At 62.5% G+C, this 24,110-nt stretch carries 22 protein-coding genes and 1 pseudogene; 14 read left to right on the top strand and 9 right to left on the bottom strand.

Annotated elements, in window-relative coordinates:
- The first annotated feature begins 22 nt into the window (after positions 1-22).
- The 3 genes from M1E12_RS04405 to M1E12_RS04395 all read left to right on the top strand — a co-directional run bounded on the left by M1E12_RS04405 (position 23) and on the right by M1E12_RS04395 (position 1,775).
- Entirely contained in the window at positions 23-619 is a 597-nt protein-coding gene (locus M1E12_RS04405) for a PadR family transcriptional regulator (RefSeq protein WP_479563877.1), read from the top strand.
- Positions 620-621: 2 nt separating this feature from the next.
- On the top strand, positions 622-909 hold the full coding sequence (locus M1E12_RS04400) for a DUF2218 domain-containing protein (RefSeq protein WP_310237479.1): 288 nt from the start codon (positions 622-624) through the stop codon (positions 907-909).
- Positions 910-1,001: 92 nt separating this feature from the next.
- Positions 1,002-1,775 carry an SDR family NAD(P)-dependent oxidoreductase gene (locus M1E12_RS04395; protein ID WP_310237477.1) on the top strand — a complete coding sequence of 258 codons (774 nt, stop codon included), beginning with the start codon at positions 1,002-1,004 and terminating at the stop codon, positions 1,773-1,775.
- A gap of 21 nt (positions 1,776-1,796) precedes the next feature.
- On the opposite strand, the gene M1E12_RS04390 is transcribed toward M1E12_RS04395, so the two are convergent.
- The 3 genes from M1E12_RS04390 to M1E12_RS04380 form a co-directional block, all read right to left on the bottom strand.
- On the bottom strand, positions 1,797-2,162 hold the full coding sequence (locus M1E12_RS04390; protein ID WP_136538653.1) for a type II toxin-antitoxin system VapC family toxin: 366 nt from the start codon (positions 2,160-2,162) through the stop codon (positions 1,797-1,799).
- Positions 2,156-2,374, bottom strand: a complete 219-nt coding sequence (locus M1E12_RS04385; protein WP_479563876.1) for a ribbon-helix-helix domain-containing protein — start codon at positions 2,372-2,374, stop codon at positions 2,156-2,158. Before M1E12_RS04385 ends, M1E12_RS04390 begins: the two co-directional genes overlap by 7 nt.
- Before the next feature lie 63 nt (positions 2,375-2,437).
- On the bottom strand, positions 2,438-3,811 hold the full coding sequence (locus M1E12_RS04380; RefSeq protein WP_479563875.1) for an aspartate aminotransferase family protein: 1,374 nt from the start codon (positions 3,809-3,811) through the stop codon (positions 2,438-2,440).
- Positions 3,812-4,003: 192 nt separating this feature from the next.
- Between M1E12_RS04380 and M1E12_RS04375 the strand changes: the two genes are divergently transcribed.
- The 5 genes from M1E12_RS04375 (at position 4,004) to M1E12_RS04355 (ending at position 10,932) form a co-directional block, all read left to right on the top strand.
- A complete protein-coding gene (locus M1E12_RS04375; protein WP_479563874.1) occupies positions 4,004-5,362 on the top strand; it encodes a glutamine synthetase family protein in 1,359 nt (452 codons plus the stop codon).
- Between the two features lie 258 nt (positions 5,363-5,620).
- Complete coding sequence (locus M1E12_RS04370) at positions 5,621-7,219, top strand: peptide ABC transporter substrate-binding protein (protein WP_479563873.1); 1,599 nt, start codon at positions 5,621-5,623, stop codon at positions 7,217-7,219.
- Between the two features lie 62 nt (positions 7,220-7,281).
- Positions 7,282-8,205 (top strand): oligopeptide ABC transporter permease OppB, encoded by a 924-nt coding sequence (oppB, locus tag M1E12_RS04365; RefSeq protein ID WP_310237465.1) that lies wholly within the window; start codon positions 7,282-7,284, stop codon positions 8,203-8,205.
- Positions 8,198-9,322: an ABC transporter permease gene (locus tag M1E12_RS04360; RefSeq protein WP_479563872.1), complete on the top strand. Its 1,125-nt coding sequence runs from the start codon at positions 8,198-8,200 to the stop codon at positions 9,320-9,322. Before oppB ends, M1E12_RS04360 begins: the two co-directional genes overlap by 8 nt.
- 2 nt (positions 9,323-9,324) lie before the next feature.
- Positions 9,325-10,932 carry an ABC transporter ATP-binding protein gene (locus M1E12_RS04355; protein WP_479563871.1) on the top strand — a complete coding sequence of 536 codons (1,608 nt, stop codon included), beginning with the start codon at positions 9,325-9,327 and terminating at the stop codon, positions 10,930-10,932.
- 38 nt (positions 10,933-10,970) lie between these two features.
- Here the strand turns inward: M1E12_RS04355 and M1E12_RS04350 are convergent, their stop codons facing one another.
- On the bottom strand, positions 10,971-11,888 hold the full coding sequence (locus tag M1E12_RS04350; RefSeq protein WP_479563870.1) for a diacylglycerol/lipid kinase family protein: 918 nt from the start codon (positions 11,886-11,888) through the stop codon (positions 10,971-10,973).
- Between the two features lie 254 nt (positions 11,889-12,142).
- Between M1E12_RS04350 and M1E12_RS04345 the strand changes: the two are divergent.
- Positions 12,143-13,361, top strand: a pseudogene (locus M1E12_RS04345) (MFS transporter).
- Here M1E12_RS04345 and M1E12_RS04340 read toward each other — a convergent pair.
- Positions 13,350-13,748: a winged helix-turn-helix transcriptional regulator gene (locus tag M1E12_RS04340; protein ID WP_136538642.1), complete on the bottom strand. Its 399-nt coding sequence runs from the start codon at positions 13,746-13,748 to the stop codon at positions 13,350-13,352. The pseudogene M1E12_RS04345 and the gene M1E12_RS04340 overlap by 12 nt on opposite strands.
- A 124-nt stretch (positions 13,749-13,872) precedes the next feature.
- On the opposite strand from M1E12_RS04340, the gene M1E12_RS04335 reads away from it, so the two are divergent.
- The gene (locus tag M1E12_RS04335) at positions 13,873-14,895 is read left to right on the top strand and encodes a zinc-binding alcohol dehydrogenase family protein (protein WP_479563869.1); all 1,023 of its coding nucleotides are present in this window, start codon (positions 13,873-13,875) and stop codon (positions 14,893-14,895) included.
- Between the two features lie 61 nt (positions 14,896-14,956).
- Here the strand turns inward: M1E12_RS04335 and M1E12_RS04330 are convergent, their stop codons facing one another.
- Positions 14,957-15,430, bottom strand: coding sequence for an Lrp/AsnC family transcriptional regulator (locus M1E12_RS04330; RefSeq protein WP_479564828.1), 474 nt, complete (start codon positions 15,428-15,430; stop codon positions 14,957-14,959).
- A 129-nt stretch (positions 15,431-15,559) separates the two neighbouring features.
- On the opposite strand from M1E12_RS04330, the gene M1E12_RS04325 reads away from it, so the two are divergent.
- On the top strand, positions 15,560-16,474 hold the full coding sequence (locus M1E12_RS04325; protein WP_479563868.1) for a DMT family transporter: 915 nt from the start codon (positions 15,560-15,562) through the stop codon (positions 16,472-16,474).
- Positions 16,475-16,485: 11 nt separating this feature from the next.
- On the opposite strand, the gene M1E12_RS04320 is transcribed toward M1E12_RS04325, so the two are convergent.
- The 3 genes from M1E12_RS04320 to M1E12_RS04310 all read right to left on the bottom strand — a co-directional run bounded on the left by M1E12_RS04320 (position 16,486) and on the right by M1E12_RS04310 (position 19,728).
- The gene (locus M1E12_RS04320; protein WP_479563867.1) at positions 16,486-16,893 is read right to left on the bottom strand and encodes a winged helix-turn-helix transcriptional regulator; all 408 of its coding nucleotides are present in this window, start codon (positions 16,891-16,893) and stop codon (positions 16,486-16,488) included.
- A gap of 302 nt (positions 16,894-17,195) precedes the next feature.
- Positions 17,196-17,810: a L,D-transpeptidase gene (locus M1E12_RS04315; RefSeq protein ID WP_479563866.1), complete on the bottom strand. Its 615-nt coding sequence runs from the start codon at positions 17,808-17,810 to the stop codon at positions 17,196-17,198.
- A gap of 253 nt (positions 17,811-18,063) precedes the next feature.
- Positions 18,064-19,728 (bottom strand): electron transfer flavoprotein-ubiquinone oxidoreductase, encoded by a 1,665-nt coding sequence (locus M1E12_RS04310; RefSeq protein ID WP_479563865.1) that lies wholly within the window; start codon positions 19,726-19,728, stop codon positions 18,064-18,066.
- Between the two features lie 323 nt (positions 19,729-20,051).
- Here M1E12_RS04310 and M1E12_RS04305 point away from each other — a divergent pair, with 323 nt between their 5' ends.
- The 3 genes from M1E12_RS04305 (at position 20,052) to M1E12_RS04295 (ending at position 24,104) form a co-directional block, all read left to right on the top strand.
- A complete protein-coding gene (locus M1E12_RS04305; RefSeq protein ID WP_479563864.1) occupies positions 20,052-20,963 on the top strand; it encodes an NAD(P)-dependent oxidoreductase in 912 nt (303 codons plus the stop codon).
- An 89-nt stretch (positions 20,964-21,052) separates the two neighbouring features.
- Complete coding sequence (locus M1E12_RS04300; RefSeq protein ID WP_479563863.1) at positions 21,053-22,456, top strand: FAD-binding oxidoreductase; 1,404 nt, start codon at positions 21,053-21,055, stop codon at positions 22,454-22,456.
- Between the two features lie 127 nt (positions 22,457-22,583).
- A complete protein-coding gene (locus M1E12_RS04295; RefSeq protein WP_479563862.1) occupies positions 22,584-24,104 on the top strand; it encodes a putative bifunctional diguanylate cyclase/phosphodiesterase in 1,521 nt (506 codons plus the stop codon).
- The last annotated feature ends 6 nt before the right edge of the window (positions 24,105-24,110 follow it).

Raw genomic sequence — 24,110 nt, 5'->3', positions numbered from 1 at the left:
AATTCCAACGGAGATCATTTCCATGAGACACTGCCATCAGAGCCGCGGCGAGCGCGGCAATCCCTTCTTCGCCTTTCGTGAAGCCATGCATGCCATGCGCCACCGCGGCGCCTTTGGCGGGCCGATGCAGGGCGGCCCGCGCGGACGCCGCGGCGAGCGCCGGCGCATGTTCGAAGGCGGCGAGCTGCGGCTCGTGCTGCTGAAGCTCATCGAGGACCAGCCGCGGCACGGCTATGACCTCATCCGCGAGATCGAGAGCCTTTCGGGTGGGGCCTATGCCCCCTCGCCCGGTGTGGTCTATCCGACCATGACGCTGCTGCTCGACATGGGGCTCGCGGAAGAGGTCGATAGCGCAGGTCCGCGCAAGCTGATGTCGATCACCGAAGCCGGGCGCCAGCATCTGGCCGAGCGCGCCGACGAGGTCGCCATCGCGGTCGGCCGCCTGACGGCTCTTGCCAAGGTCAGCGAACGCACGGACGCAGCGCCGGTCCGCCGCGCCATGGGCAACCTGAAGCAGGCACTGCACGACTGTCTGTCCCGCGAGGGTGCCACCCGCGAGACCCAACTGGAAGTCGCCCGCATCCTCGACGAAGCGGTCGGCAAGATCGAAAGGCTCTGACCATGGCAAAAACAATCGCGGTCGTCCCGACCGACAGCGGCTGGAAATATCTGCAGCAGCTCTGCAAGCATTGGGCGCACAAGCTTGAGGTGGAACTCACCGACCAGAAGGGCGTCGTGAAATTCGCCGAGGCGACGGCCGTGATGACCTCGGAGGGCCATGCCCTCACCGTCGAAATCGAGGCTCAGTCAGACGAGGTGCTGGAGCGGATGAAGGGCGTGGTTTCGAGCCATCTCGACCGCTTTGCCTTCCGCGAGGCCCCGCTTCCCTTCGACTGGAAATCGGCCTGATCGGCCCCAGTTAGATCTCACAGGCCAGGAGCGGCCTTGCCAAATGCCGCTAAGGCCGCTCTAAGCTTGTCTGACAACAGGAGGACCAGGCCATGACAACACTCACCATCCCCGATCTTGCCGGAAAGGCCGTGCTGATCACCGGCGCATCAAGCGGCATTGGCGAGGCACTCGCCCGGGCCTTCGCAGCCCAGGGTGCGCTTGTCGGTCTGCACTACAATTCCAACGCCGAAGCCGCTCACGCGATCGCCCGCGATATCGAGGCGGCGGGCGGCAGCGTTGTTCTGGTCAAGGCCGATGCCACATCGTCAGAGGCGATGGCCGAGGCGGTCAACCATATGGCCAAGACCTTCGGGCGCCTCGATGGCGTCATCAACAATGCCGGCAGCATGATCGCGCGCGTCCTCTACGAAGAGATGACCGATGCCCATTATGACAAGGTGATGGATGTGAACGCCCGCTCCGTGCTTGCCACCAGCCAGGCGGCAGTCGCGCATCTGAAAGCGCAAGGCGGCTTCATCATCAACACGACGTCCGTTGCCGCCCGGACGGGCGGCACGGCGGGTTCGGGCGTCTATGGCTCATCGAAGGCCTTTGTCGGCGCGGTGACCAAGGGCATGGCGCTGGAATTCGGCAAGCACAACATCCGCGTCAATGCGGTGGCGCCCGGCGTCATCACCACGCCGTTCCAGGACAAATATGCGCTCCCCGGCCAGCTCGATCAGGTTGCCGGCAGCGTGCCGCTGAAGCGTACAGGCACGCCAGCCGATTGCGTCGGCGCATACCTTTTCCTCGCCTCGCCCATGCTGTCGGGCTACATCACCGGCCAGACGATCGACGTGAATGGTGGGCAGTTCATGCCGTGAGGGCTTTGGGCCGGCGGCGTATCAAAGTACATAAGGTACGATGATATCGGGATGCTGACGCGGAAAGCCTTTGGTGTCGCGCGTCAGCAAGCTAAGGCCGTTCACCTTAGCGGTAGCCCAGACCACCGCGTCAGGTAATTTGAGTCTATGGGCCTTCCGTATGACAACGGCCTGCTCGGCAACGTTTTCGTCAAGGCCGATGAGTTCAAATCCTTTCAGAAAATCTTGGGTAGCGTTAGTGAGGGCGGCGGGCGTGCCGACCATGACTTCCATCCAGGTGATGATGCTGACTGCCCGCTGTGGATAATTGCTCAGCACGTCCCGTGCGGCTGGAACGCCCTTCAGCATGTCGATCACGATATTCGTGTCGAAAAGCACCTTCACCATTCGGCACGAAGTTTACGCTGAATGACCAAGCCGTCTTTGGCCTCAGATCCAGCCCACAGTCCGAAACCGTTCAGGACAACATCGTCCTTGTGTCGGTCCAGCAGGTCACCCACGGCTTCCCTGATTAATGAAGCACGCGATACCTGCTTTTCGGCAGCGATCCTGTCCAAGGCTTCAATGTCAGCATCTGGGATGTTCACCAATGTGCGCATGCCATCCTCCGAGTGATATCACGCGTATATATCACCATACGGTGGAGGGCACCAGACATGCCCTCAACCCTCGCCGCGATTGTCCTTCAGCCAGTCCAGGCCATTGCGCAGTGTATCCACCGCCTGGTCGATCTGCGACCGTTCGATGATCAGCGGCGGGGAGAAGAGCATACGGTCGCCGGTGGCGCGCAGCACCACGCCGGCGTTGACACACTGGTTGCGCACGGCAGTGCCGGTATCGTCAGGCTTCTTGAAGCGGCGGCGGGTCGCCTTGTCGGCGGTGATCTGGACGGCGCCCATCAGACCGACGCTGACGGCTTCGCCGACAAGCTCATGATCGCTGAGCGAGGCCAGTGCCTGGGCGAGATAGGGACCGGTGTCATCGCGGACGCGCTCGACCAGGCCTTCTTCCTCGATGATGCGGATGTTCTCGAGTGCAGCGGCGGCTGCCACCGGGTGACCGGAATAGGTGTAGCCGTGGTAGAAGTCGCCGAGCTCGTTGACCATGACCTCGGCCACCCGGTCAGACACCAGCACGCCGCCGATCGGCAGGTAGCCGGACGACAGCCCCTTGGCGATCGGCGCGAGATCCGGCTCGAAATCGTAGTGCTGATGGCCGAACCACGAGCCGAGACGGCCGAAGCCGGAAATCACCTCGTCGGCAACGAGCAGGATCTGGTACTTGGCGCAGATGCGCTTGATTTCCGGCCAGTAGGTGGACGGCGGCACGATCACGCCGCCTGCCCCCTGGATCGGCTCCGCGACGAAGGCTGCGACATTTTCCTCGCCGAGTTCGAGGATCTTCTCCTCGAGTTCTCGAGCGACCTTGATGCCGAAATCCTCCGGCGAGAGATCGCCGCCCTCGGCATACCAGTAGGGCTGGTTGATGTGGTGAATGCCTTCGATCGGCAGGTTGCCCTGCTCATGCATCCATTTCATGCCACCGAGCGAGGCGCCGGCGACGGTGGAGCCATGATAGGCGTTCTTGCGGGCGATCACCTGCGTCTTGGTCTCGTGACCCAGCGCCTTCCAATAGACGCGCGCCATGCGGAACCAGGTGTCTGAGGCTTCCGAGCCGGAATTGGAGAAGAAGACGCGGTTGAGCTTCGGCCCGGTCTTTTCGGCGATCTTCTGGGCAAGCAGCGTGGTCGGCGGCGTCGTGGTGCCGAAGAAGGTGTTGTAATAGGGCAGTTCCAGCATCTGGGCATGCACGACATCGGCAATCGATTTACGGCCATAGCCGACATTGACGCACCAGAGTCCCGCAAAAGCATCGAGATACTGCTTGCCCGTCGCATCCCAGATATGCACGCCTTCCGCCCGGGTGATGATCTTGGTGCCGGCCGCGTTCAGCTTCTTCATGTCCGAGAAGGGGTGAAGATGATGGGCAGCGTCGATGGCACCGAGGTTGGAGACGGCGGTTACTGGCTTGTTCATGGGTCGGATCCTCGATCGGGGCGGAAGCCGTTGGTTTCACGGCCAAACATGGTCCGTGTGACGGTCTTGCCCCGCATTGAAAGGCGGAACATTATCGGCTACGAACATGACCGTCCAAAACGCGTTTGGCAAGGCACCGATTGCCGCGTTCCTCCGGCCAAATCCGCCCTGAAAGCCAACGAGAGTTTCTCCATGACAGCATCGACCGAGGCCGCCGATCAGACCGCAGCCGACCCTTCCGCACGCATCGAGGTGCTGCTTGTCGGCATGAATGGCGACCTGCGCGGGAAGATGATCCCGCTGAAAGCCGAGGACAAGGTCTGGAAGAACACGGTGCGTCTGCCGGCCTCGACCCAGTCTCTCGACATCTGGGGCGATGACAATGACGACATCACGAAGATCTCGCTGACGCTGGGCGATCCCGATGGCATCTGCACGCCGGACAAGAATTCGCTGACGACGCTTCCTTGGGGACCTGCCGGCTCCAAGCAGGTGCTTGCCACCATGCATACGCTTGATGGAGAGCCGCATTACGTCTGCCCGCGGGCCATCCTCGCCCGTGTGATGAAGCGCTTCGAAGAAAAGGGCCTGACGCCTGTCGTGGCGACCGAGCTCGAATTCTACGTGATGGAGCCGGATTTCCGCGACACCGGCGTGCCGATGCCGCCGAAGGCGCTGGTCATGAACGGCGAGGTCGAGGGCTACCAGCTCTACGACATGCGCGCGACGGCTGCGATGGAAGACTTCCTCGCGACCGTCCGCGAATACTGCGACCACATGGGTCTGCCGGCGGATGCGACGACCGCCGAATTCGGCCCCGGCCAGTTCGAGGTCAACCTGCTGCACAAGCCGGATGCGATGGCCGCTGCCGACGACTGCATCTATCTGAAGCGCGTCGTTGATTTCGCTGCCCGCCGCCACGGCTTCAAGGCGACCTGCATGGCCAAGCCCTATGGCGACCACGCCGGTTCCGGGCTTCATGTGCATGCCTCGATCATCGACAAGGACGGGAAGAACATCCTCGACGCCAAGGGCGGCGATCCGGTAAAGCTGAAGTCGATCACTGCCGGCATGCTGAAGAGCATGCAGGATGCGCAGCTGATCTTCGCGCCCTTTGCCAATTCCTATCGCCGTTTCCAGCCGGGCTCCTTTGCGCCCGACAAGATCGATTGGGGTTTCGGCAATCGTGGTACGGCTGTCCGTATCCCCGACAAGGACGGCCCCGCCGCCCGTATCGAACACCGTGTGGCCGGTGCGGACGCCAATCCGCATCTGCTGCTCGCCGCCATCCTCGGGGGCATCCTGCTTGGCCTCGACGAGGATCTCGATCCAGGTCCGGTGACGACGCCGGACAGCGCGCCTGAAAACCCTGACATGCTGACCTACGACTTCCTGACCGCCGTCGAGCGCTTCCGCGCCTCGGCTTTCATCAAGGACATCTTCGGGGCTGAGTATCAGCGGATCTATGGGGACACCAAGCGCAAGGAGGCCATGGCCTATCTGCGTACCGTGTCGAGCTTCGATTACCAGACCTATCTGCCGCGGATCTGACGCCGCTTCTGGACCCCGTTATGACGAGAGCCCCTGCAGGGACGGCGCTTCAGCCGTCCCTGTCGCATTTTGCACAGAATTGGGCGCGATAATTTTATTTCGTCATAAAACGGTCATGCGAAATCTTCGTGCCAAGTCACAGGCCAGCCCCCAAATTTCCACCTCAAAAATGGGGTAGCCGTAAAAAATGCGGGTTGTCACGCCATCAGGAATACTCTTCTGTCCCTTCCGTTAACGTGAACTGGGAGTTCCAAACGAATGTCTATCCAGACGCGCCGGCTGCTCGGCACCTCTCTTCTCCTCACCTCCTTGATGTTTGGCGCGAGCCAGGCGCTGGCTGAAGTCGTGCTTCATCGCGGCAATTCCGGCGAGCCGCAGACGCTCGATCAGGCCAATACCTCGATTGATATCGAGGCCTTCATTCTGAAGGATCTCTACGAGGGTCTGACCATCTATGATGCCAAGGGCGAGATTGTCCCGGGTGCGGCCGAAAGCTGGACCATTTCTGACGACGGCACGGTCTACACCTTCAAGATCCGCGAAAACGCCAAGTGGTCAGACGGCTCGCCGGTAACGGCTGAAGACTTCGTCTACTCGATCCAGCGCGTCCAGAACCCGGAAACCGCTGCCAAATACGCCAACATCCTTTACCCGATCAAGAACGCCGAAAAGGCCAACAAGGGTGAAGCGAAGCTGGAAGAAATCGGCGCGAAAGCCGTTGACGCCAAGACGCTCGAGATCACGCTTGAGCGCCCGACCCCCTTCTTCCTCGAACTGCTGGCCCACCAGACCGCCCTTCCCGTCTCCAAGACAAGCGTCGAAAAGAACGGCAAGGACTTCGTGAAGCCCGGCGTGATGGTCTCGAACGGCGCCTACAAACTCGAAAGCCATGTACCGAACGACAACCTCGTCGTCGTGAAGAACGAGAACCACTGGGATGCCGCCAACACCCAGATCGACAAGGTCGTCTTCTACCCGATCGACGATCAGGCCGCTTCGGTCCGTCGTTTCGAAGCCAAGGAAATGGACCTCGTCTACAACTTCTCGGCCGACCAGATCGACCGCCTGAAGGAAAGCTATGGCGAACAGGTCCGCGTTTCGCCGTCGGCTTCGACCTATTACTACGTCTTCGACACCCGTCAGGAGCCCTATAGCGACGTGCGCGTCCGCCAGGCCCTGTCTATGGCCGTCGATCGCGACTTCCTGGCCGAGGAGATCTACTCCGGTGCACAGCTGCCGACCTACTCCCTCGTTCCAGATGGTCTCGGTGGCTATGCTGCAGCCAAGGCCGACTTCGCCGAGATGTCGCAGCTCGACCGCGAAGACAAGGCAATCGAACTGATGAAGGAAGCCGGGTACGGTGAAGGCGGCAAGCCGCTCAACATCGAGATCCGCTACAACACCAACCCGAACCACGAGCGCGTGGCGACGGCTGTTGCCGACATGTGGAAGAACACCTTCGGCGCGAATGTTACCATGACCAACCTCGACGTGGCCTCGCACTATGCCTACCTGCAGGAAGGCGGCGCCTTCAACGTCGCACGTGCCGGCTGGGTTGCCGACTACGCCGATGCGGAAAACTTCCTGGCGCTGAACGTTTCGACCAACACCTCGTTCAACTACGGCAGGTACAACAATCCGGAGTTCGACGCGCTGATGGCAAAGTCCTACACCGAAGGCGATGCCGACGCCCGCAAGAAGATTCTGCATGATGCCGAAGTCATCCTGATGCGTGATCAGCCGATCGCTCCGCTGATGAGCACGGCGAACCTGTGGCTGGTCTCCGACCGCGTCAGCGGCTGGCAGGACAATGCTGCCAACGAGCATCTCAGCCGCTTCCTTCGCGTCGCTGAATAATCTCGTCACGTGACCGGACGACGCACGGTTCAAGCCGCGCGTCGTCCACTCAGGAGCAGGACATGACATCCTTCGTGCTGCGGCGGCTGATGAGCGCCGTCCCGACGATCTTCATTGTCGTCACCATCTCATTCTTTCTGATGCGGTTTGCGCCGGGCGGCCCCTTCAATCTCGAGCGCCCGCTTCCGCCTCAGACGATGGCCAACATCATGGCCACCTACAAACTCGACCAGCCGCTGATCAGCCAGTATCTGAGCTATATCGGCAATGCCGTCACCGGCGATCTCGGTCCGAGCTTCATCTACAAGGACAACACCGTCTCCGAACTGATCGGCAAGGCCCTGCCCTATTCGATCCAGCTTGGCGGGATTGCGATCCTTGTCGCGCTTATCGGCGGCGTCCTGCTCGGCACGGTCGCAGCACTCAGGCAAAACAGCACGATCGATTTCGCCGTCATGTCCTTTGCGACAATCGGCGTGACGATCCCCAATTTCGTCGTGGGTCCAGTGCTCACGCTCCTGTTTGCCGTGATCCTCAACTGGCTGCCCGCGGGCAGCTGGGGTGATGGATCGCTGCGTTACCTGATCCTGCCGGTGACGGCACTTGCCCTGCCTCAACTTGCCGTATTCGCCCGTCTCACCCGCGGCGCGATGATCGAGGCCCTGCATACCGACCATATTCGCACGGCACGCGCCTACGGCCTGCCATCGCGCGTGGTCGTCGTCACGCATGCGATGCGCGGCGCGATGCTGCCGATCGTCTCCTATCTCGCACCTTGCGCTGCCGCCCTGCTGACCGGCTCTGCCGTGGTGGAGACGATCTTCACCATCCCCGGTGTCGGTCGCTACTTCGTGCTCGGCGCGCTCAACCGCGACTATCCCCTCGTCATGGGCACTGTCATCCTCGTCGCCGTGTTCGTGATCGTCTTCAACCTGTTGGTCGACATCGCCTATGGCCTGCTCGATCCGAGGGTTCGCAATGACTGATACCACCCTTCTCCCTCAGCCCGAGATCGCCGGACGCAGCCTGGCACAGCTCGCCATGATGCGCTTCCGGCGCAACAAGGCCGCGATTACCGGCTGCGTGCTCCTCGTCTTCATCACGCTGTTTTCCTTTGCGGGTCCCTTCTTCGTGGCCCACAGCTACGACCAGGTCTTCTCCTCCTATGTCAGCGTGCCGCCGAGCCTCTCGCCACGGCCTGATCCTGAGACACTCCAGGAAGTCGCCGAAAGTGTCGCCCAGCGGGCAAGAGTGACCCTCGACAGCTTCACGGTCGAGAGTGGCCGCTTTACGGCCGTGGTCAGCTCGGATGAGGAAATCGATCCCCGGACGATCCGCTATTTCGACCGCAACAACGAATTCAAGAATTCGGAAGTCGTGGAACAGGCCGCGGACGGTCGGAGCCTTACCGTGTCCGGAACCGTGGATCAGGTCACCTTCCCCTTCGGCACGGATTCGAACGGCCGTGACCTGCTCGTCCGCGTCATGCTCGGCGGGCAGATCTCACTTGCGGTCGGCCTGGCGGCCAGCCTGGTCTCGCTCGGCATCGGCGTCGTCTATGGCGCCACATCGGGCTATCTCGGTGGCCGCGTCGACAACGTCATGATGCGTCTCGTCGAGATCCTCTATTCGCTGCCCTTCGTCTTCCTCGTCGTCGTGCTCGTCGTCTTCTTCGGGCGATCAGTGGTGCTGATCTTCCTGGTCATCGGTGCGGTGGAGTGGCTGGAAATGGCCCGTATCGTGCGCGGCCAGACGCTGTCGCTCAAGCGCCGCGAATTCGTCGGAGCCGCAGAAGCGCTGGGCCTGACCGACTGGCAGATCATCCGCCGTCACATCATCCCGAACACGATCGGCCCGGTCATCGTCTTCGTCACCGTCATCGTGCCGAAGGTCATCCTGCTCGAGAGCTTCCTTTCCTTCCTCGGCCTTGGCGTCCAGGCGCCGCTTGCCAGCTGGGGAACGCTGATCTCGGAAGGTGCGGCCAGCATGCAGAATGCCCCATGGCTTCTGATCTTCCCGGCGATCTTCTTCGTGACGACCCTGTTTTCGCTGAATTTCGTGGGCGACGGCCTGCGGGATGCACTGGATCCGAAGGACCGATGAGCATGGACGACAAGACACACAACGAAACCGTGCTCGACGTTTCCAACCTGAAGGTGACCTTCGCAACACCCGACGGCCCAGTGGAAGCGGTGAAGGGCATCAGCTTCTCGGTGAAAAAAGGCGAAACGCTGGCCATCGTCGGCGAAAGCGGCTCGGGTAAGAGCCAGACCATGATGGGCATCATGGGCCTGCTGGCGAAGAACGGCGATGTCACCGGCGAGGCCGTCTATGGCGGACGAAACATCGTCGGCCTGCCGGTCGGCGAATTGAACAAGGTGCGCGGCGCAAAGATCACCATGATCTTCCAGGAGCCGATGACCTCGCTCGACCCGCTTTACAGGATCGGCAAGCAGATTGCCGAACCACTCATTCACCACCGAGGCCTGAGCAAGAGTGCGGCACGCGCCCGCGTGCTGGAACTCTTGAAGCTGGTCGGCATCCCCGACCCCGAGCGGCGTATCGACAGCTATCCGCACGAAATGTCCGGCGGCCAGCGCCAGCGCGTGATGATCGCGATGGCCTTGGCCAACGAGCCTGACGTGCTGATCGCCGACGAGCCGACCACCGCGCTGGACGTCACCATCCAGGCGCAGATCCTGACGCTTCTTGCGGATCTGCAGAAGCGCTTCGGCATGGCGATCGTGTTGATCACCCATGACCTCGGCGTCGTCAAACATGTCGCCGACCGCGTCGCGGTCATGCGCAAGGGCGAGATCGTCGAAACGGGCAGCCGCGACGCGATCTTCGGCAATGCTCAGCACGACTACACGAAGATGCTGCTCGCCGCCGAACCGACGGGCACCAAGCCGCCACCGGCAGACGATGCGCCTGTCGTTCTGGAAGGCCGCAATGTCACCGTCGATTTCGACATCGGCAGCGGTGGTTTCCTGCGTCCGAACCGTACCTTCCGGGCGGTGGACCAGGTCTCCATCCGGCTGAAGCAGGGTCAGACGATCGGCGTCGTTGGCGAGTCCGGCTCGGGCAAGTCCACCCTCGGCCGGGCGCTTCTGAAGCTCCTGCAGGCGGATGGTGCCTTCCGCTTCGAGACGGCGGACATTTCGAGCCTCGACCGGGCCGGCATGCGGCCCTTCCGCCGCCAGCTGCAGCTTGTCTTCCAGGATCCCTATGGATCGCTCTCGCCGCGCCAGACGGTCGGCGAGATCATCACGGAAGGCCTCTACGTGCACGAGCCGCAGCTCAGCCGGGCCGAGCGGGACGCCCGGGCGATTGCGGCACTCAAGGAGGTCGGCCTCGACCCGGCCGCGCGCAACCGTTATCCGCACGAGTTCTCGGGCGGCCAGCGCCAGCGTATTGCGATTGCCCGCTCGATGATCCTGAAGCCGAAGGTGGTCATCCTTGACGAGCCGACGTCCGCGCTCGACCGTTCCGTCCAGCGTCAGGTCATCGAGCTTTTGAGAGATCTGCAGGACAAACACGGCCTGTCTTATGTCTTCATCAGCCATGACCTCTCGGTCATCCGCGCCATGTCAGACCATGTGGTGGTGATGAAGAACGGCAAGATCGTCGAGCAGGGCGAGACGGAGGCGATCTTCGACCATCCGCAGGAGGCCTATACCCGCGACCTGATCGCGGCGGCCTTCAGCCACTAAAATCCAAAACGCCCGGTCTTCAGCCGGGCGTTTCCTTGTCAGGCTGTCGGCTGTTCGGGCGCCACGAGCACCTTGAGCTCGCCGGCATGGATCTTGATCTCGACATCGGGCGGCATGCGCAAGAGCTCGCCGTCGAGCACACAGGCCGCCCCCTTGCGGTATTTCGGGAAATGCAGGTGCACCCGCTCGGCCGTGGAGGCCGTGACAGCCTCGTTTTCCTTGAACTTGCCGCGCAAAATATCGAAGGCGAGCTTGCCGACACCCGTCGGCTCGAGGGGTTCGGCGAGATAGACGCCGAGCTTGCCGGTGTCGACCCGGTCGGCGAAGAACAGCGAATTGTTGCCCAGCGGATTGTTCGACACTGAAATCGCCGAGATCGGTCGCTCGTCGCTGCGGCCATCGCCGTCGATGTCGAAGACGACCTCGAAGCGCGGCGGATCGAGCATGACGCCGAAGGCGGCGCTGGTGCTCGCCCGGATCTTGCCGATGCGCGAGGCGAAGTCCATCTGGTTGCGCATGCGCACCATGCGCGCATGGAGGCCTGCGGAAAACTGGTGGACGAAGGGGCGTCCGTTGGCAGTCGCGATGTCCACGTTCGCCACCTTGGCGCCTGCGAGCAGATCGAGCACCTTCCAGATGTCGAGCGGCAGCTTCAGCGAACGGGCAAAGAGGTTCATCGTACCGGCGGGAATGACGCCGAGGGGCAGGCCTGCCTTCCAGGCGATGCCGGCGGCCGTGGAGATCGTGCCGTCACCGCCGCCCGCCAGAAGCGCGTCGAGACCGGCCTCACCGCTTGCGGATTCCAGCGCCTCGACAATCTCTGCGCCGGGCACCACATCGCAGACAAGCTCGTGTCCCTTTGCGGCAAAGGCACGGGTCGCGCTTTCGCAGTAGGTCTGCATGTCGGTGGTCTTGAAGGTGCCACCGTCACGATTGAGTACAGCCTTGATTTTCATTTCGCCCTCTTGCGGCCTTGGGAAGGCCAAACCGCACAACGTGCTGATGCTTCAAAAGTTTCGACACGCGCCTGCAGATCGAGAGTGCGCGGGCAAATTTCAAGATGGCGAGCAAAAGCCTTTGCCGCAGTGCACACGGATATGATAAACAACAATTCTCCTTTCCAAGCGGCCTGAGGGCTTTTCTTTCTCATCCCGGCTTCCCCGGAAGCGTATTTGCGCCCCACAGCCTCGTGCGGGCCCATGGTGATTTCATGACCGATTGCCCGAGCCTCACGCCCTCGCTTGATGCCGACGTCCGGGACGTACCGTCCCTCACGCCCAGCACCATCCGTCTCATCGAGGTGGCACTCGCGGCCGGCGGCTTCGGCATCGGCACCGGCGAGTTCGTGATCATGGGTCTTTTGCCGGAAGTCGCGCAGACCTATGGCGTGACCGTGCCCCAGGCGGGCCATGTCATCAGTGCCTATGCACTGGGCGTCGTCATCGGCGCACCGATCATTGCGGCGCTTGCCGCAAAACTTCCGCGCAAGACGCTGCTTCTGCTGCTCATGGGCCTGTTTGCACTTGGCAATTTCGCCAGCGCCCTTGCCACCCAGTTTTCCGCATTCACGGCCCTTCGCTTCGTCACCGGTCTGCCGCATGGCGCCTATTTCGGCGTTGCGGCCCTGGTCGCCGCCTCCATGGCGCCGCCGAACCGGCGCGTGCGCGCGGTCGGGCGTGTGATGCTGGGCCTCACCATAGCAACCCTGGTTGGTACGCCGATCGCCACCTTCCTCGGTCAGTTGATGAGCTGGCGCGCTGCCTTCCTGATGGTGGCCGCGATCGGGGCGATCACGGTTGCGCTCATCGCGCTCTACCTGCCGAAAGATGAAGTGGCGGAAGGTGCGAGCATCCGCCGCGAACTGTCGGCCTTCACACGGCTGCAGGTCTGGCTTTCCTTCGGTGTCGCAGCCGTCGGCTTCGGCGGCATGTTCGCCATCTTCAGCTATATCGCCAAGACGGTGACGGACACTGCCGGCCAGCATGGTCGCGGTCGTGCTGGCGCTTTTCGGCATCGGCATGAATGTCGGCAATATCGTCGGCAGCCGGATGGCCGATTATTCGCTGAAGGGCACGATCGGCGGCATGCTCGCCTTCAACATCGCGCTGATGGCCGTGTTCTCGCTGACCGCGCATAACCCGGTCATGCTCTGCATCTGCGTCTTCCTGACCGGCTGTGGCTTTGCCGCCTGCCCGGCCGTGCAGACCCGGCTCATGGATGTCGCCGCCGATGCCCAGACGCTTGCGGCTGCGACCAACCACTCCGCCTTCAACATTGCCAATGCCATCGGCGCCTGGCTTGGCGGCCTCGTGATCGCGGCCGGCTATGGCTACGGCGCCACCGGCTATGTCGGCTCCGTCCTCTCGGCGCTCGGCCTCGTGATCTTCCTCATCTCCATCGCGCTCGAAAAGAAGCCGTCACGCGGCTGAGGCCTCGTTTTCGATCGCGTCCGGCGTGACGAGGAGCCGCTGGCCATCCTCACAGCGGACGTGACGGCTGCCCCATTGCTCGAGGACCATGATGACCGGCCGCAGGCTCTGGCCAAGCGGGGTCAGCGCGTAATCGACGCGCGGCGGTACAACCGGATAAACGGTTCGCACGACCAGCCCCTGCTCTTCCAGTTCGCGCAGCTGTTTCGTCAGCATGCGTTGCGTCACCGCCTGCAGGCGTCTGCGCAGTTCGCTGAAGCGCAGTGTGCCGTCGACGAGCAGGTGATAGAGGATGACCCCTTTCCACTTGCCGTCGAGAAAGCTCAAGGTGGTCTCCACCGGGCAGCCGGGGAAGTTGTTGGTCATCTTGGCGCGGGGTCGCGACATCGACAGTATCCTTTTGTGTACCGAGGTCTGATTTTGTGCCTACAAACACAAAATGTGCATTCTTGCGCCCGGGCAATCTATGTTCTTAATGGGCGGCGTGCAAACGCAAGACAGGAGTTTTTCCATGCGAGCCATCGGTTTCCATCACCCCCAGCCCATCACCTCGGAGACGGCGCTGGTCGATCTCGATCTGCCCACGCCGACGGCGGAAGGCCACGACCTGCTGGTCGAGATCAAGGCGATCTCGGTCAATCCCGTCGACACCAAGGTCCGCCGCAACTTCACGCCGGCCGCCGGCGAGGCGCGCATCCTCGGCTACGACGCGGCCGGCGTGGTCAAGGCCGTCGGCCCTGAGGTAACCCTCTTCCAGCCGGGAGACGAGGTCTATTATGCCGGCGCCATCAACCGGCCGGGTACCAATGCCGAATATCATCTCGTCGACGAGCGCATCGTCGGCCGCAAGCCAGCGACCCTCTCGTTTGCAGAGGCTGCCGCCCTGCCGCTGACGGCGATCACCGCTTACGAAGCACTCTTCGACCGGCTGAAGGTGAAGGACGCCGTGCTCGGCGCAGAGAATGCGATCCTGATCACCGGCGGTGCCGGCGGCGTGGGCTCCATTGCCATCCAGCTCGCGAAGCAGCTCACCGATCTCACCGTCATCGCGACCGCCTCCCGCCCGGAGACGGCCGAGTGGGCAAAATCGCTTGGCGCCGACTACGTGATCGACCACAGCAAGCCGCTTGCCGAAGAATACGCTGCGCTCGGCATTGGCGCTCCCGGCTTCATCTTCTCGGTGACGCATAGCAGCCAGCATCGTCTCGCCATGGCCGAGATCATCGCGCCGATGGGGCGGATCTGCCTGATCGACGACTTCCCGGAAGGCTTCGACATCCTCGCCTTCAAGCAGAAGGTGGTGTCGCTGCACTGGGAGTTCATGTTCTCGCGACCCCTCTTCCAGACGCCCGACCTGATCGAGCAGCACAAGCTCTTGACGCATGTCGCCGAACTCATCGACGCCGGCAAGATCCGCACGACGCTCGACACCGTGCTCGGCCCGATCACGGCGACGAACCTGCGGGAAGCTCATCGGATCATCGAGAGCAACCGGGCGCGTGGCAAGATCGTGCTGGAAGGCTTTCCGGGCTGAGCCGGTGAGTGCTGGCCGTTGACCGTCGGCCGCTGCCTCGCAGCGGCCGAAACGTCATCCGTCAGAGTCTGACCGGAAGCTTCAGCGGCGCGCCGGTCTTGACGCTCCTGATCGCGAAATTCGACCGGATGTCGGTGACGTTCGGCAGGACCAGCAGCTTCTCCGTCAGCAGCGTCTCATAGGCGGAGAGGTTTTCGACCACGACCTCGGCGAGGAAATCGGACTCACCCGAAATCATGTAGCAGGCAACCACCTCGGGAATGTCGAGAAGGGCTTCGTGCAGCGCATCGGCATTCTCGCGCGTGTGGCGCGCAACCTTGAAAGCAACGAAGACGGTGAGCTCCAGCCCCAGCATGCGTCGATCGAGATCGGCACGGTAACCACGGATGACGCCGCTCTCCTCCATCAGGCGAATACGCCTGAGGCAGGGCGATTGCGACAGGCCGACCTTGTCGGCGATCTCGACATTGGTGGTGCGAGCATCATCCTGGAGGATCTTCAGGATCGCGTGATCGAACTTGTCGAGTTTTGGCAGCATGTCTCACTCAGATGGCTCGAATTGGCAGATTCTGCCAAATTCGTAGTCTTGCGACGCAAACTTCGCAAGGACACATCGGAGCGGTGGCCTTAAGATAGCGCCCGAACAGATTATCCCGGAGCTCCCATGTCCGCCATCGGCACCACCCCCCTTCCCGGCTCCGGCCGATCGGCTCTCGGCGCCTTGTCGGCCCTGTCGGTCGTGCTGATCTGGGCCTCGTGGCTGGTCTCCACTCGCCAAAGCGTCGGCGCCGGGCTCGGGCCGCTCGACCTCAGCCTTCTGCGCTACGGGATCCCCGCGCTCGTGCTCGCACCCGTCTGGTGGCGAACCGGCCTTTTTCCCAAGGGTGCCATGGGCCCGCTCGCGATGATGGTTCTCGGCTCCGGCGCGCCCTTCTTCCAGATAGTGGCCTTCGGCATGCGCCACACGCCGGCCTCGGCAGCCGGTGTCCTGCTTCCGGGTCTGATGCCGCTCGCCGTCGCCGTCATCGGCATGGTTTTTCTCGGGGAGCGGCCCGACAGGTGGCGCAAGCTCGGGATGCTGGCGATCCTGGCAGGTGGCGCGGTGCTGCTGTTCGGCAATCTGGGAGACGAGGGCTTGAGCTGGATCAGCTTCACCATCCTGCCGATCGGCGCCACGCTCTGGGCAGTCTACACCCATGCCTTCCGCCGCAGCGGCCTCGATGCCTTCGAAGGTGCCGCGCTGATCTGCGTCTGGTCGACGATCCTCAATATCGGCGCCCTGCCGTTCGTCGGCACACAGTTCCCGACGGCACCATGGCGAGAGATCGCGTTGCAATCCGTCACGCAGGGGCTTCTGTCCGGCCTCGTTGCCACATTGCTCTACGGAACGGCGGTTCGGGCTCTCGGCGGAACCCAGGCTGCCGCCTATACGGCGATCACGCCTGTGGCCGCGGCCATCGGTGGCGCTGTCTTGCTCGCAGAGCCTCTGGGTGTCTCGACGCTTGCTGCGGCTCTCGTCACGGGGCTCGGCGTGCTTTTGTCGACGGGACTGCTCTCCCGCCGGCAGGTCGTTTCCTGAAATACCTTGGACTACGCCGCGGAGCGCATGATGGCGGCGCTGCCGGTCGGGCTCTCGCTCGGCTTCAGGGCAGCACCTTCCACGGCCACGAGGTTTTCCTGTCCCCAGCGGCCCAGGGCCTGGATCACCGGCTCAAGGCTGCGTCCGAGTGGCGTCAGCGAATAGTCGACCCGCGGCGGGACGACGGGATAGACGGTGCGCGCGACAAGGCCGGCCACTTCCATCTCTCTCAATTGCTTCGACAACATGCGGTGCGTGATCGACGGCAGCCGCTTGACGATCTCGTTGAAGCGGAGAACCTCGTCCTTCAGAAGGTGATGGAGGATGACGCCCTTCCATTTGCCGTCGAGAAGCTGAAGGGTCGCCTCGATCTGGCAACCGCCGAGATCCGACATTGCCGCCTTGGTGTCCTGTGTCATTCAATCTCCCTTCTCGAATCATCGATGCGGCCCGAAGGCCGGAAATCCGTTCCCACTTAGTCCTGACCGGCTTGAGCGGAAAGGCTCAAAGCGGTCGGCATTGGTCGACACATCGTCAACAGGTCATAGGACGCCGAAGCACGGCGTAAAGTTTCACTGGTTGAAGATTGGGGCGAAGTCGCGAGGCGGAAAGACCGATTTCGCAGTCGTGACCGCGCGTGACTGTCTGCCCACAGGCACGACCAAACGCAAAAGCGCCGGTCGACAGACCAGCGCCCTTAATATCCAGGAGAAGGAGACCTCTAGGCCTGGATGACCACGACCTTGCTGCCGACATCAACGCGGGCATAGAGATCGATCACGTCATGGTTCATCATGCGCACGCAGCCGGACGACATGGCCTGACCGATCGACCAGGGCTGGTTGGTGCCGTGGATGCGGAACATGGTGTCATTGCCGCCACGGTAGAGATACATGGCGCGGGCGCCGAGCGGGTTGTTCGGGCCGCCCGGGAGACCGCCGGCATATTTCAGGTTCTTTTCCGGATCACGGCGGATCATGTTCGGTGTCGGCGTCCAGGTCGGCCATTCCGCCTTGCGGCCGACATAGGCATTGCCGGAAAGCGCAAGACCGGCACGGCCGACGCCGATGCCGTAGCGCATAGCGCGTCCGCCGCCCATGACGTAATAGAGCCGGCGCTCGGGCGTATCGACCACGATGGTGCCGGCCGGATGCTTCGTTTCATAGGCCACTTCCTGACGGCGCAGTTCCGGCTTGATCTTTTCCAGCGGCACCTTCTTCAGCGGATGCGGCTCGTCCGGCACGTCGCCATACATCGCCTGCTGATTGGGAACGGACTGGCAGCCGGCCAGGAAAAGCGGCAGACCGAACAGGAGACCGCGGCGGGAAATGGTCATGATTCAGAGGTCCTTGGGATACGATTCGTTGCCCAGGAGCCTAGGAATTTATGGTTAATGGCGGGTTAAATCTCAGGGTGCGCGTTAAGAGAGATGGCGAAGATGGGGCAGCCGGCAGCCATGCTCGCTCCAGGCATCAGATGCAAAAAGAGCGGCCTTGCGGCCGCCCTTCAAGAAAATCCCATGTCGGATAGACTGGCCCCTCGCCGCCAAGTTCCCGACGGCGGTCCGTGCGGGCCTGCCTCCCATACATTTACATGTTCGGATAGACCGGCCCCTCGCCGCCCTGCGGCGGCACCCAGGTGATGTTCTGGTTCGGGTCCTTGATGTCGCAGGTCTTGCAGTGCACGCAGTTCTGGGCGTTGATGACGAAGGTTTCCTCGCCGTCCTTTTCCACCCATTCATAGACACCGGCCGGACAGTAGCGGGTCGACGGACCGGCATAGACGCCGAGTTCGGAGCGTTTTTGCAGGTCCATATCCTTGACCTTGAGATGGACCGGCTGGTCTTCCTCGTGGTTGGTGTTCGAGAGAAACACCGAGGAGAGACGGTCGAAGGTCAGGACGCCATCGGGCTTCGGATAGGCGATCGGCTTGTGCTGTGCCGCCGGCTCCAGGGATTCTGCATCCGTCTTGCCGTGCTTCAGCGTGCCGAAGAAGGAGAAGCCGAGCAGCTGGTTCATCCACATGTCGATGCCGCCGAGGCCAACACCGAGCGCCGTGCCGAGCTTGGACCAGAGCGGCTTGACGTTGCGCACGCGCTTCAGATCCTTGCCGATATCGGTCTTGCGCCATTCGTTCTCGATCTCGATCGGCTCGTCATTGGCGCGGCCGGCCGCGATCGCGTCGGCAATCTTCTCGGCCGCCAGCATGCCGGAGAGCACGGCGTTGTGAGAGCCCTTGATACGGGGAACGTTGACGAGACCGGCGGAACAGCCGATCAGCGCGCCGCCGGGGAAGGAGAGCTTCGGTACCGACTGGTAGCCACCTTCGGTGATGGCGCGGGCACCGTAGGACAAACGCTTGCCGCCTTCGAAGGTCTGGGCGATCGCCGGATGGGTCTTGAAGCGCTGGAACTCCTCGAAGGGATAGAGATAGGGGTTCTTGTAGTTCAGGTGCACGACGAAGCCGACGGCGACCATGTTGTCTTCGAGATGGTAGAGGAAGGAGCCGCCACCGGTCTTCATGCCGAGCGGCCAGCCGAAGGAGTGCTGCACCAGGCCCGGCTTGTGATGCTCGGGCTTGACCTGCCAGAGTTCCTTGAGGCCGATGCCGTATTTCTGCACATCGCTTTCGCGGGAGAGATCGAACTTGGCGATCAGCTGCTTGGCGAGCGAGCCACGAACACCTTCCGAGATCAGCACATATTTGCCGAGCAGCGCCATGCCGCGGGTGTAGTTCGGGCCGGGCTCGCCGTTCTTCTCGATGCCCATGTCGCCGGTCGCCACGCCGACGACAGCACCCTCGTCATTGTAGAGCACTTCGGAAGCGGCAAAGCCCGGATAGATCTCGACGCCGAGCGCTTCGGCATGGGCGCCCAGCCAGCGACAGACATTGCCGAGCGAGACGATGTAGTTGCCGTGATTGTTCATCAGCGGCGGCATCAGGGCGTTCGGCAGGCGAACCGAGCCGGCAGGGCCGAGGAAGAGGAACTGGTCGTCGGTGACGGGGGTCTTGAAGGGATGATCGGCCTCTTCGCGCCAGCCCGGGATCAGCCGGTCAATGCCGATCGGATCGACCACGGCACCGGACAGAATATGCGCGCCGACTTCCGCACCCTTTTCGAGCACGACGACGGTGAGATCGGGATTGACCTGTTTCAGCCGGATCGCCGCCGAGAGACCTGCGGGACCAGCGCCCACGATCACGACGTCGAATTCCATGCTTTCGCGTTCAGGCAGTTCCATCTCGGTGCTCATCAATCATTCCTCGCCAGGCGGTGCTTTCCGCCATCCTCCTTGACAAAACCCAACCGGATTGTCGAGCCGAAGCGCGACGCGCAGAGGCGCAAATTCCGGCAGGGCGGTGTGAAGCGCGAGAATATCTTACGTGAACGTAAGGGTCAATGCGACGAATTCGCTGTTGCAATGGCTTCTCTCGAGGGCCGCGCATCCTCACCCGCAACGAAAATCGCCGCGTCCTGTTCCGCCTGCGCCAAAACCCGTCGCAGGCCAAAATCTGTCTTTGAACCCTTTCCCGCTTTGTCGCAGTCTCTGCCAAAACGCCAGCAGGGGAACGCGACATGGCACTCACATATGGTTTCATCGGGCTCGGTCATCTTGGCCGCCACCTCGCCGGCAGTCTGGTCAGGGCAGGCTTTACCGTCGTCGTCAACGACCTCGATCCGAACAATGCGGAAGACCTTATTGCCGCCGGCGCCACATTCGCCGCCGATCCGCAGGCCGTGGCCGAAGCCGCCGATGCCGTCATCACCTGCCTGCCCTCGCCCAAGGTCAGTGAACGGGTTCTGACCGGCGAACGCGGCATCCTCAAGGGGCTGAAACCGGGGAGCACCTGGATCGAGATGAGCACGCTCGACGAGCAGGAAGTCCTGCGGCTCGGCAAGATCGCAGCCGCTGCCGGCATCCGCATGCTGGAATCGCCTGTGACCGGCGGCGTGCATCTGGCCGCCTCCGGCGAGATCACCGTGATCATCGGCGGCGACAGCGATCTCTACGACCTGCACCTTCCGGCCTTCCAGGCCATGGGCAAGCAGATCTTCCGCGCCGGGCCGCTCGGCAAGGCGGCTGTGATCAAGGTCATCACCAACATGCTCGCCTTCATCCACCTGATCGCCACCGGCGAGGCGCTGATGCTGGCAAAGAAGGGCGGCATCGACCTCACCGACGCCTTCAACATCATCAAGGCCTCCTCGGGCAACAGCTTCGTGCACGAGACCGAGGGCCAGGTGATCCTGAACGGCAGCTACAACATCAACTTCACCATGGATCTCGCGGTGAAGGATCTCGGCTTTGCGCTCGGTTTCGGTCGCGAATTCGGCGTACCGCTCGACCTGGCCTCCCATGCAATGCAGACCTTCATTCGCGCCCGGTCGGCCTATGGCGGCGACGCCTGGTCGTCGCAGGTGGTGAAGCTGCTGGAAGACGCTGTCGGCACGGATCTCAGAGCGCCCGGCTTCCCCGCCGAACTTTGAGGCGAGCCGACAGGGCGGGAAAGGCTGCCGGGCGGCTTGCAGCGACCGGCGTTTCCGGCGAAGAAGCGGCAAACAGATCAGGCGCCCCCATGTCTTCGCACCCGACCTTTTCGCCCCATGACCTTGCCCGTGCGCTCGAAGGGCTGCATCCGGAGCTCCGCATCCTCGGCCCGGAGGCCCTTGCCGGCCGGCATCCCGGTGAAGACCCAGCGAACCTCAACGCTGGTGTCATGGTGCAGCCTGCTTCGACGGAGGCGGCCGCGGCGCTGATCTCCTGGTGCCGGGCAAACCATGTCGCCATTGTGCCGCAGGGTGGCTTGAGCGGTCTTGTCGGCGGCGGCACGAGCCTTGCAGGCCAGGTCCTGTTGTCCAGCAACCGGCTCAATCGCATTCTGGCCATCCATGCCGACGAAGAAACCGTCGAGGTCGAAGCGGGCGTCACGCTCGAGGCACTGCAGTCGGCACTTGCACCGCATGGTCTCACCACCGGCATCGATCTCGGTTCGCGCGGCTCGGCGACCATTGGCGGGATGGTCTCGACCAATGCCGGCGGCATCCTCGCCTTCCGCAATGGGGTGATGCGCCACCAGATCCTCGGGCTTGAAGCCGTGCTGCCTTCGGGCGAAATATTCTCTGACATGACCCGGGTGGTAAAGGTCTCCGCCGGGCCGGACCTAAAGCAGCTTCTGATCGGCGGTGAAGGCGCCTTCGGCTTCGTCACGCGTGTGGTGATGAAACTCGAGTCGATCCGGCAGCACCGCGCCGTTGCCCTCCTCGGCGTCGCGGATGCCGCCCGGGCGCTTCTCGTTGCCGCGCGGCTGCGTCGCCATCCTGCCCTCATGCTCGAAGCCGCCGAGATGATGTGGCCGCGCTACGTGCGCGATCATGCAGTGCTCAAGGGCTTCGACCTCTCCTGGCTCGAAGGCGAGAGCGCGATGCTGCTGGTCGAGGTCTCCGGTCAGAGCGCCGAAGCGGCCGTCACGCATCTCGAGGAAGCGCTCGCGGACATCTGGGAAGAGGCCGATCTGAAGGGCGGGCTCGTTGCGCAGTCGTCGGACCAGGCGCGCCGCTTTTGGGATCTGCGCGAGGATTCCGGCTTCTATTTCACAGCCTTTCCCGACGCGCCCTCCTTCGATGTCTCCATGCCGCCTTCCCTGCTCGATCGCTATGTCGCAGATCTGACCGAGCGCCTATCGGCCATCGGCGACGGCTACGAGGCCTATGTCTACGGCCATATCGCCGACGGGAACCTGCATATCGCGCTTGCCGCCCCCGGCACCCTGCCCCCGGATCTGAAGGCACAGGTTGAAGACGCCGTCTATGCCGGCATCCTGGCATCCGGTGGAAGCTTCTCCGCCGAACACGGCGTCGGCCTCGACAAGCGCTCGGCCTATCTCTCCCATGTCGACCCGGTGAAGCAGGCACTCGCCCGAGAGATCAAGAACCTGCTCGACCCTGAGAGGATTTTCAACCCCGGTAAGGTGCCGTTCTGATCAGAATTAACCGACCTTCAATCGCTATGTGCCAAAACTGGGTGCAATCTTGATCGAGCGGGAAACCTGTCGTCATGCGGCGCATCATCTCTCCTAGAGCGACGAATTTGTGATGAAGGTCGGCCCCTTGAAGAGATTGAGAGATCTCGCTCAATCGGAGGCGATGTGCCTTGCGGTCTGTTGTGTCGCGTCCGGGAGCGCCTTCGCGGCAGCCACATTCCCCGGCACCGCCCCGTTGCCCTCTCTTTTCTCCACGGTCGCAGTCGGCTGCAGCCTTATCGCCTTCACCCTTATGGCAAGCCGCCCGCGGATGCGCACGGCTGTCGAAGCCGGTGCACTTACAACAGAACGGGTCAGCGAGGACTACTCCCGCGACGACCTGACCGGCTGCCTGACGCGGCGCCGATTTCTGGAGGTGCTCAATGGCAGGCTGGCGGAAATACGCCGTCGGCAGATTAACGGCCTGCCCTATGACGACTTCACCCTGATGCTGCTGGATGTCGACCATTTCAAGCTGTTGAACGACGGCTTTGGTCATCACGCCGGCGACGCCGTGCTAGAAACGCTCGGTCGGCGCGCCCAACAGGAAGCCGACTGGGTCGTCGGGCGACTCGGAGGCGATGAATTCGCAGTCATCGTCCCCGGAAACGACCACCGGGCGATCGCCCATGACGCGCGGCGTTTCCTCGAGCGTCTCGGGGAGGAGTTGCACGCCAACAGCGAGACGCGCGCTTTTCACGGCATCTCGATCGGGGTCGCCTCGGCACCCGCCGACGCGGATCAAGGGTCAGACCTGCTGAAGAAGGCCGACATGGCACTTTATGTCGGCAAGCGCTCCGGGCGCGGACAAGTCACATTTTATCATGGCGACATGCAGCGGAAGCAAGCCGCGGATCGCCAGATCTCCCGCGACTTGCATGCTGCGATCATCCTCAACCAACTTGACCTTCACTATCAGCCGATCGTCGACGTCGACAGACGTGGAGTGGCAGTGGAGGCACTGTTGCGGTGGACCGACCAGACAGGCCGTTCGATACCGCCTGATACCTTCATCCAGGTTGCAGAGAGATCGGAGCTCATCGACCGCCTCGGCGAATGGGTCTTCCGCAAGGCCTGCGAGGATCTCGACCTCCTCGACGTTGATCTGATCTCGGTGAACATCTCAGGCGCTCAGCTCCGTCACGACGGTCTGCTTCCCATGCTCGTTCGGGTACTGCGGGAAACCAACCGCAGCGCCTCCAGCTTCATTCTTGAATTGACCGAAACGGTTCTGATCAACGCCGACCAGAAGGTCTTCCGCCTGTTGGGCGATCTGCGGGCACTCGGCTTTAGGATCGCACTCGATGATTTCGGCACCGGTAACAGCTCCTTCACCCTCCTGCGCGATTTGCCGATCGACATCGTCAAGATCGACAAGAGCTTCATCCAGCGTTTGGAGAACGACAGGATTGCTCAGGTCTTCGTCTCCGCTGTGGGTGAGATTGCGAAATCGCTCGATATCGTGATGGTCGCGGAAGGCGTTGAAACGCAGACGCAGCAGGAATGCGCCAGGATTGCCGGCGCGCAGCGTTTCCAAGGCTGGCTGCATGGAAAGGCCGCGCCTCTGAAAAGTGGCCGCCTGCCCGAGCGCATCTTGCGCTCTCGCTGAACTCCA

Source organism: Rhizobium sp. K33 (genome assembly GCF_056501445.1).
Note: the sequence above shows the minus strand (reverse complement) of the source record. Positions and strands in the feature narration are given on the sequence as shown.

Bases quoted from the DNA above. Each gene is read 5' to 3' on its own strand.
- M1E12_RS04305 (WP_479563864.1), top strand. From the start codon at position 20,052: ATGGCACTCACATATGGTTTCATCGGGCTCGGTCATCTTGGCCGCCAC.
- M1E12_RS04395 (WP_310237477.1), top strand. From the start codon at position 1,002: ATGACAACACTCACCATCCCCGATCTTGCCGGAAAGGCCGTGCTGATC.
- M1E12_RS04360 (WP_479563872.1), top strand. From the start codon at position 8,198: ATGACTGATACCACCCTTCTCCCTCAGCCCGAGATCGCCGGACGCAGC.
- M1E12_RS04350 (WP_479563870.1), bottom strand. From the start codon at position 11,888: ATGAAAATCAAGGCTGTACTCAATCGTGACGGTGGCACCTTCAAGACC.
- oppB (WP_310237465.1), top strand. From the start codon at position 7,282: ATGACATCCTTCGTGCTGCGGCGGCTGATGAGCGCCGTCCCGACGATC.
- M1E12_RS04375 (WP_479563874.1), top strand. From the start codon at position 4,004: ATGACAGCATCGACCGAGGCCGCCGATCAGACCGCAGCCGACCCTTCC.
- M1E12_RS04405 (WP_479563877.1), top strand. From the start codon at position 23: ATGAGACACTGCCATCAGAGCCGCGGCGAGCGCGGCAATCCCTTCTTC.
- M1E12_RS04335 (WP_479563869.1), top strand. From the start codon at position 13,873: ATGCGAGCCATCGGTTTCCATCACCCCCAGCCCATCACCTCGGAGACG.
- M1E12_RS04380 (WP_479563875.1), bottom strand. From the start codon at position 3,811: ATGAACAAGCCAGTAACCGCCGTCTCCAACCTCGGTGCCATCGACGCT.
- M1E12_RS04355 (WP_479563871.1), top strand. From the start codon at position 9,325: ATGGACGACAAGACACACAACGAAACCGTGCTCGACGTTTCCAACCTG.
- M1E12_RS04325 (WP_479563868.1), top strand. From the start codon at position 15,560: ATGTCCGCCATCGGCACCACCCCCCTTCCCGGCTCCGGCCGATCGGCT.
- M1E12_RS04320 (WP_479563867.1), bottom strand. From the start codon at position 16,893: ATGACACAGGACACCAAGGCGGCAATGTCGGATCTCGGCGGTTGCCAG.
- M1E12_RS04370 (WP_479563873.1), top strand. From the start codon at position 5,621: ATGTCTATCCAGACGCGCCGGCTGCTCGGCACCTCTCTTCTCCTCACC.
- M1E12_RS04390 (WP_136538653.1), bottom strand. From the start codon at position 2,162: ATGGTGAAGGTGCTTTTCGACACGAATATCGTGATCGACATGCTGAAG.
- M1E12_RS04340 (WP_136538642.1), bottom strand. From the start codon at position 13,748: ATGTCGCGACCCCGCGCCAAGATGACCAACAACTTCCCCGGCTGCCCG.
- M1E12_RS04400 (WP_310237479.1), top strand. From the start codon at position 622: ATGGCAAAAACAATCGCGGTCGTCCCGACCGACAGCGGCTGGAAATAT.
- M1E12_RS04385 (WP_479563876.1), bottom strand. From the start codon at position 2,374: ATGCGCACATTGGTGAACATCCCAGATGCTGACATTGAAGCCTTGGAC.
- M1E12_RS04310 (WP_479563865.1), bottom strand. From the start codon at position 19,728: ATGAGCACCGAGATGGAACTGCCTGAACGCGAAAGCATGGAATTCGAC.
- M1E12_RS04300 (WP_479563863.1), top strand. From the start codon at position 21,053: ATGTCTTCGCACCCGACCTTTTCGCCCCATGACCTTGCCCGTGCGCTC.
- M1E12_RS04315 (WP_479563866.1), bottom strand. From the start codon at position 17,810: ATGACCATTTCCCGCCGCGGTCTCCTGTTCGGTCTGCCGCTTTTCCTG.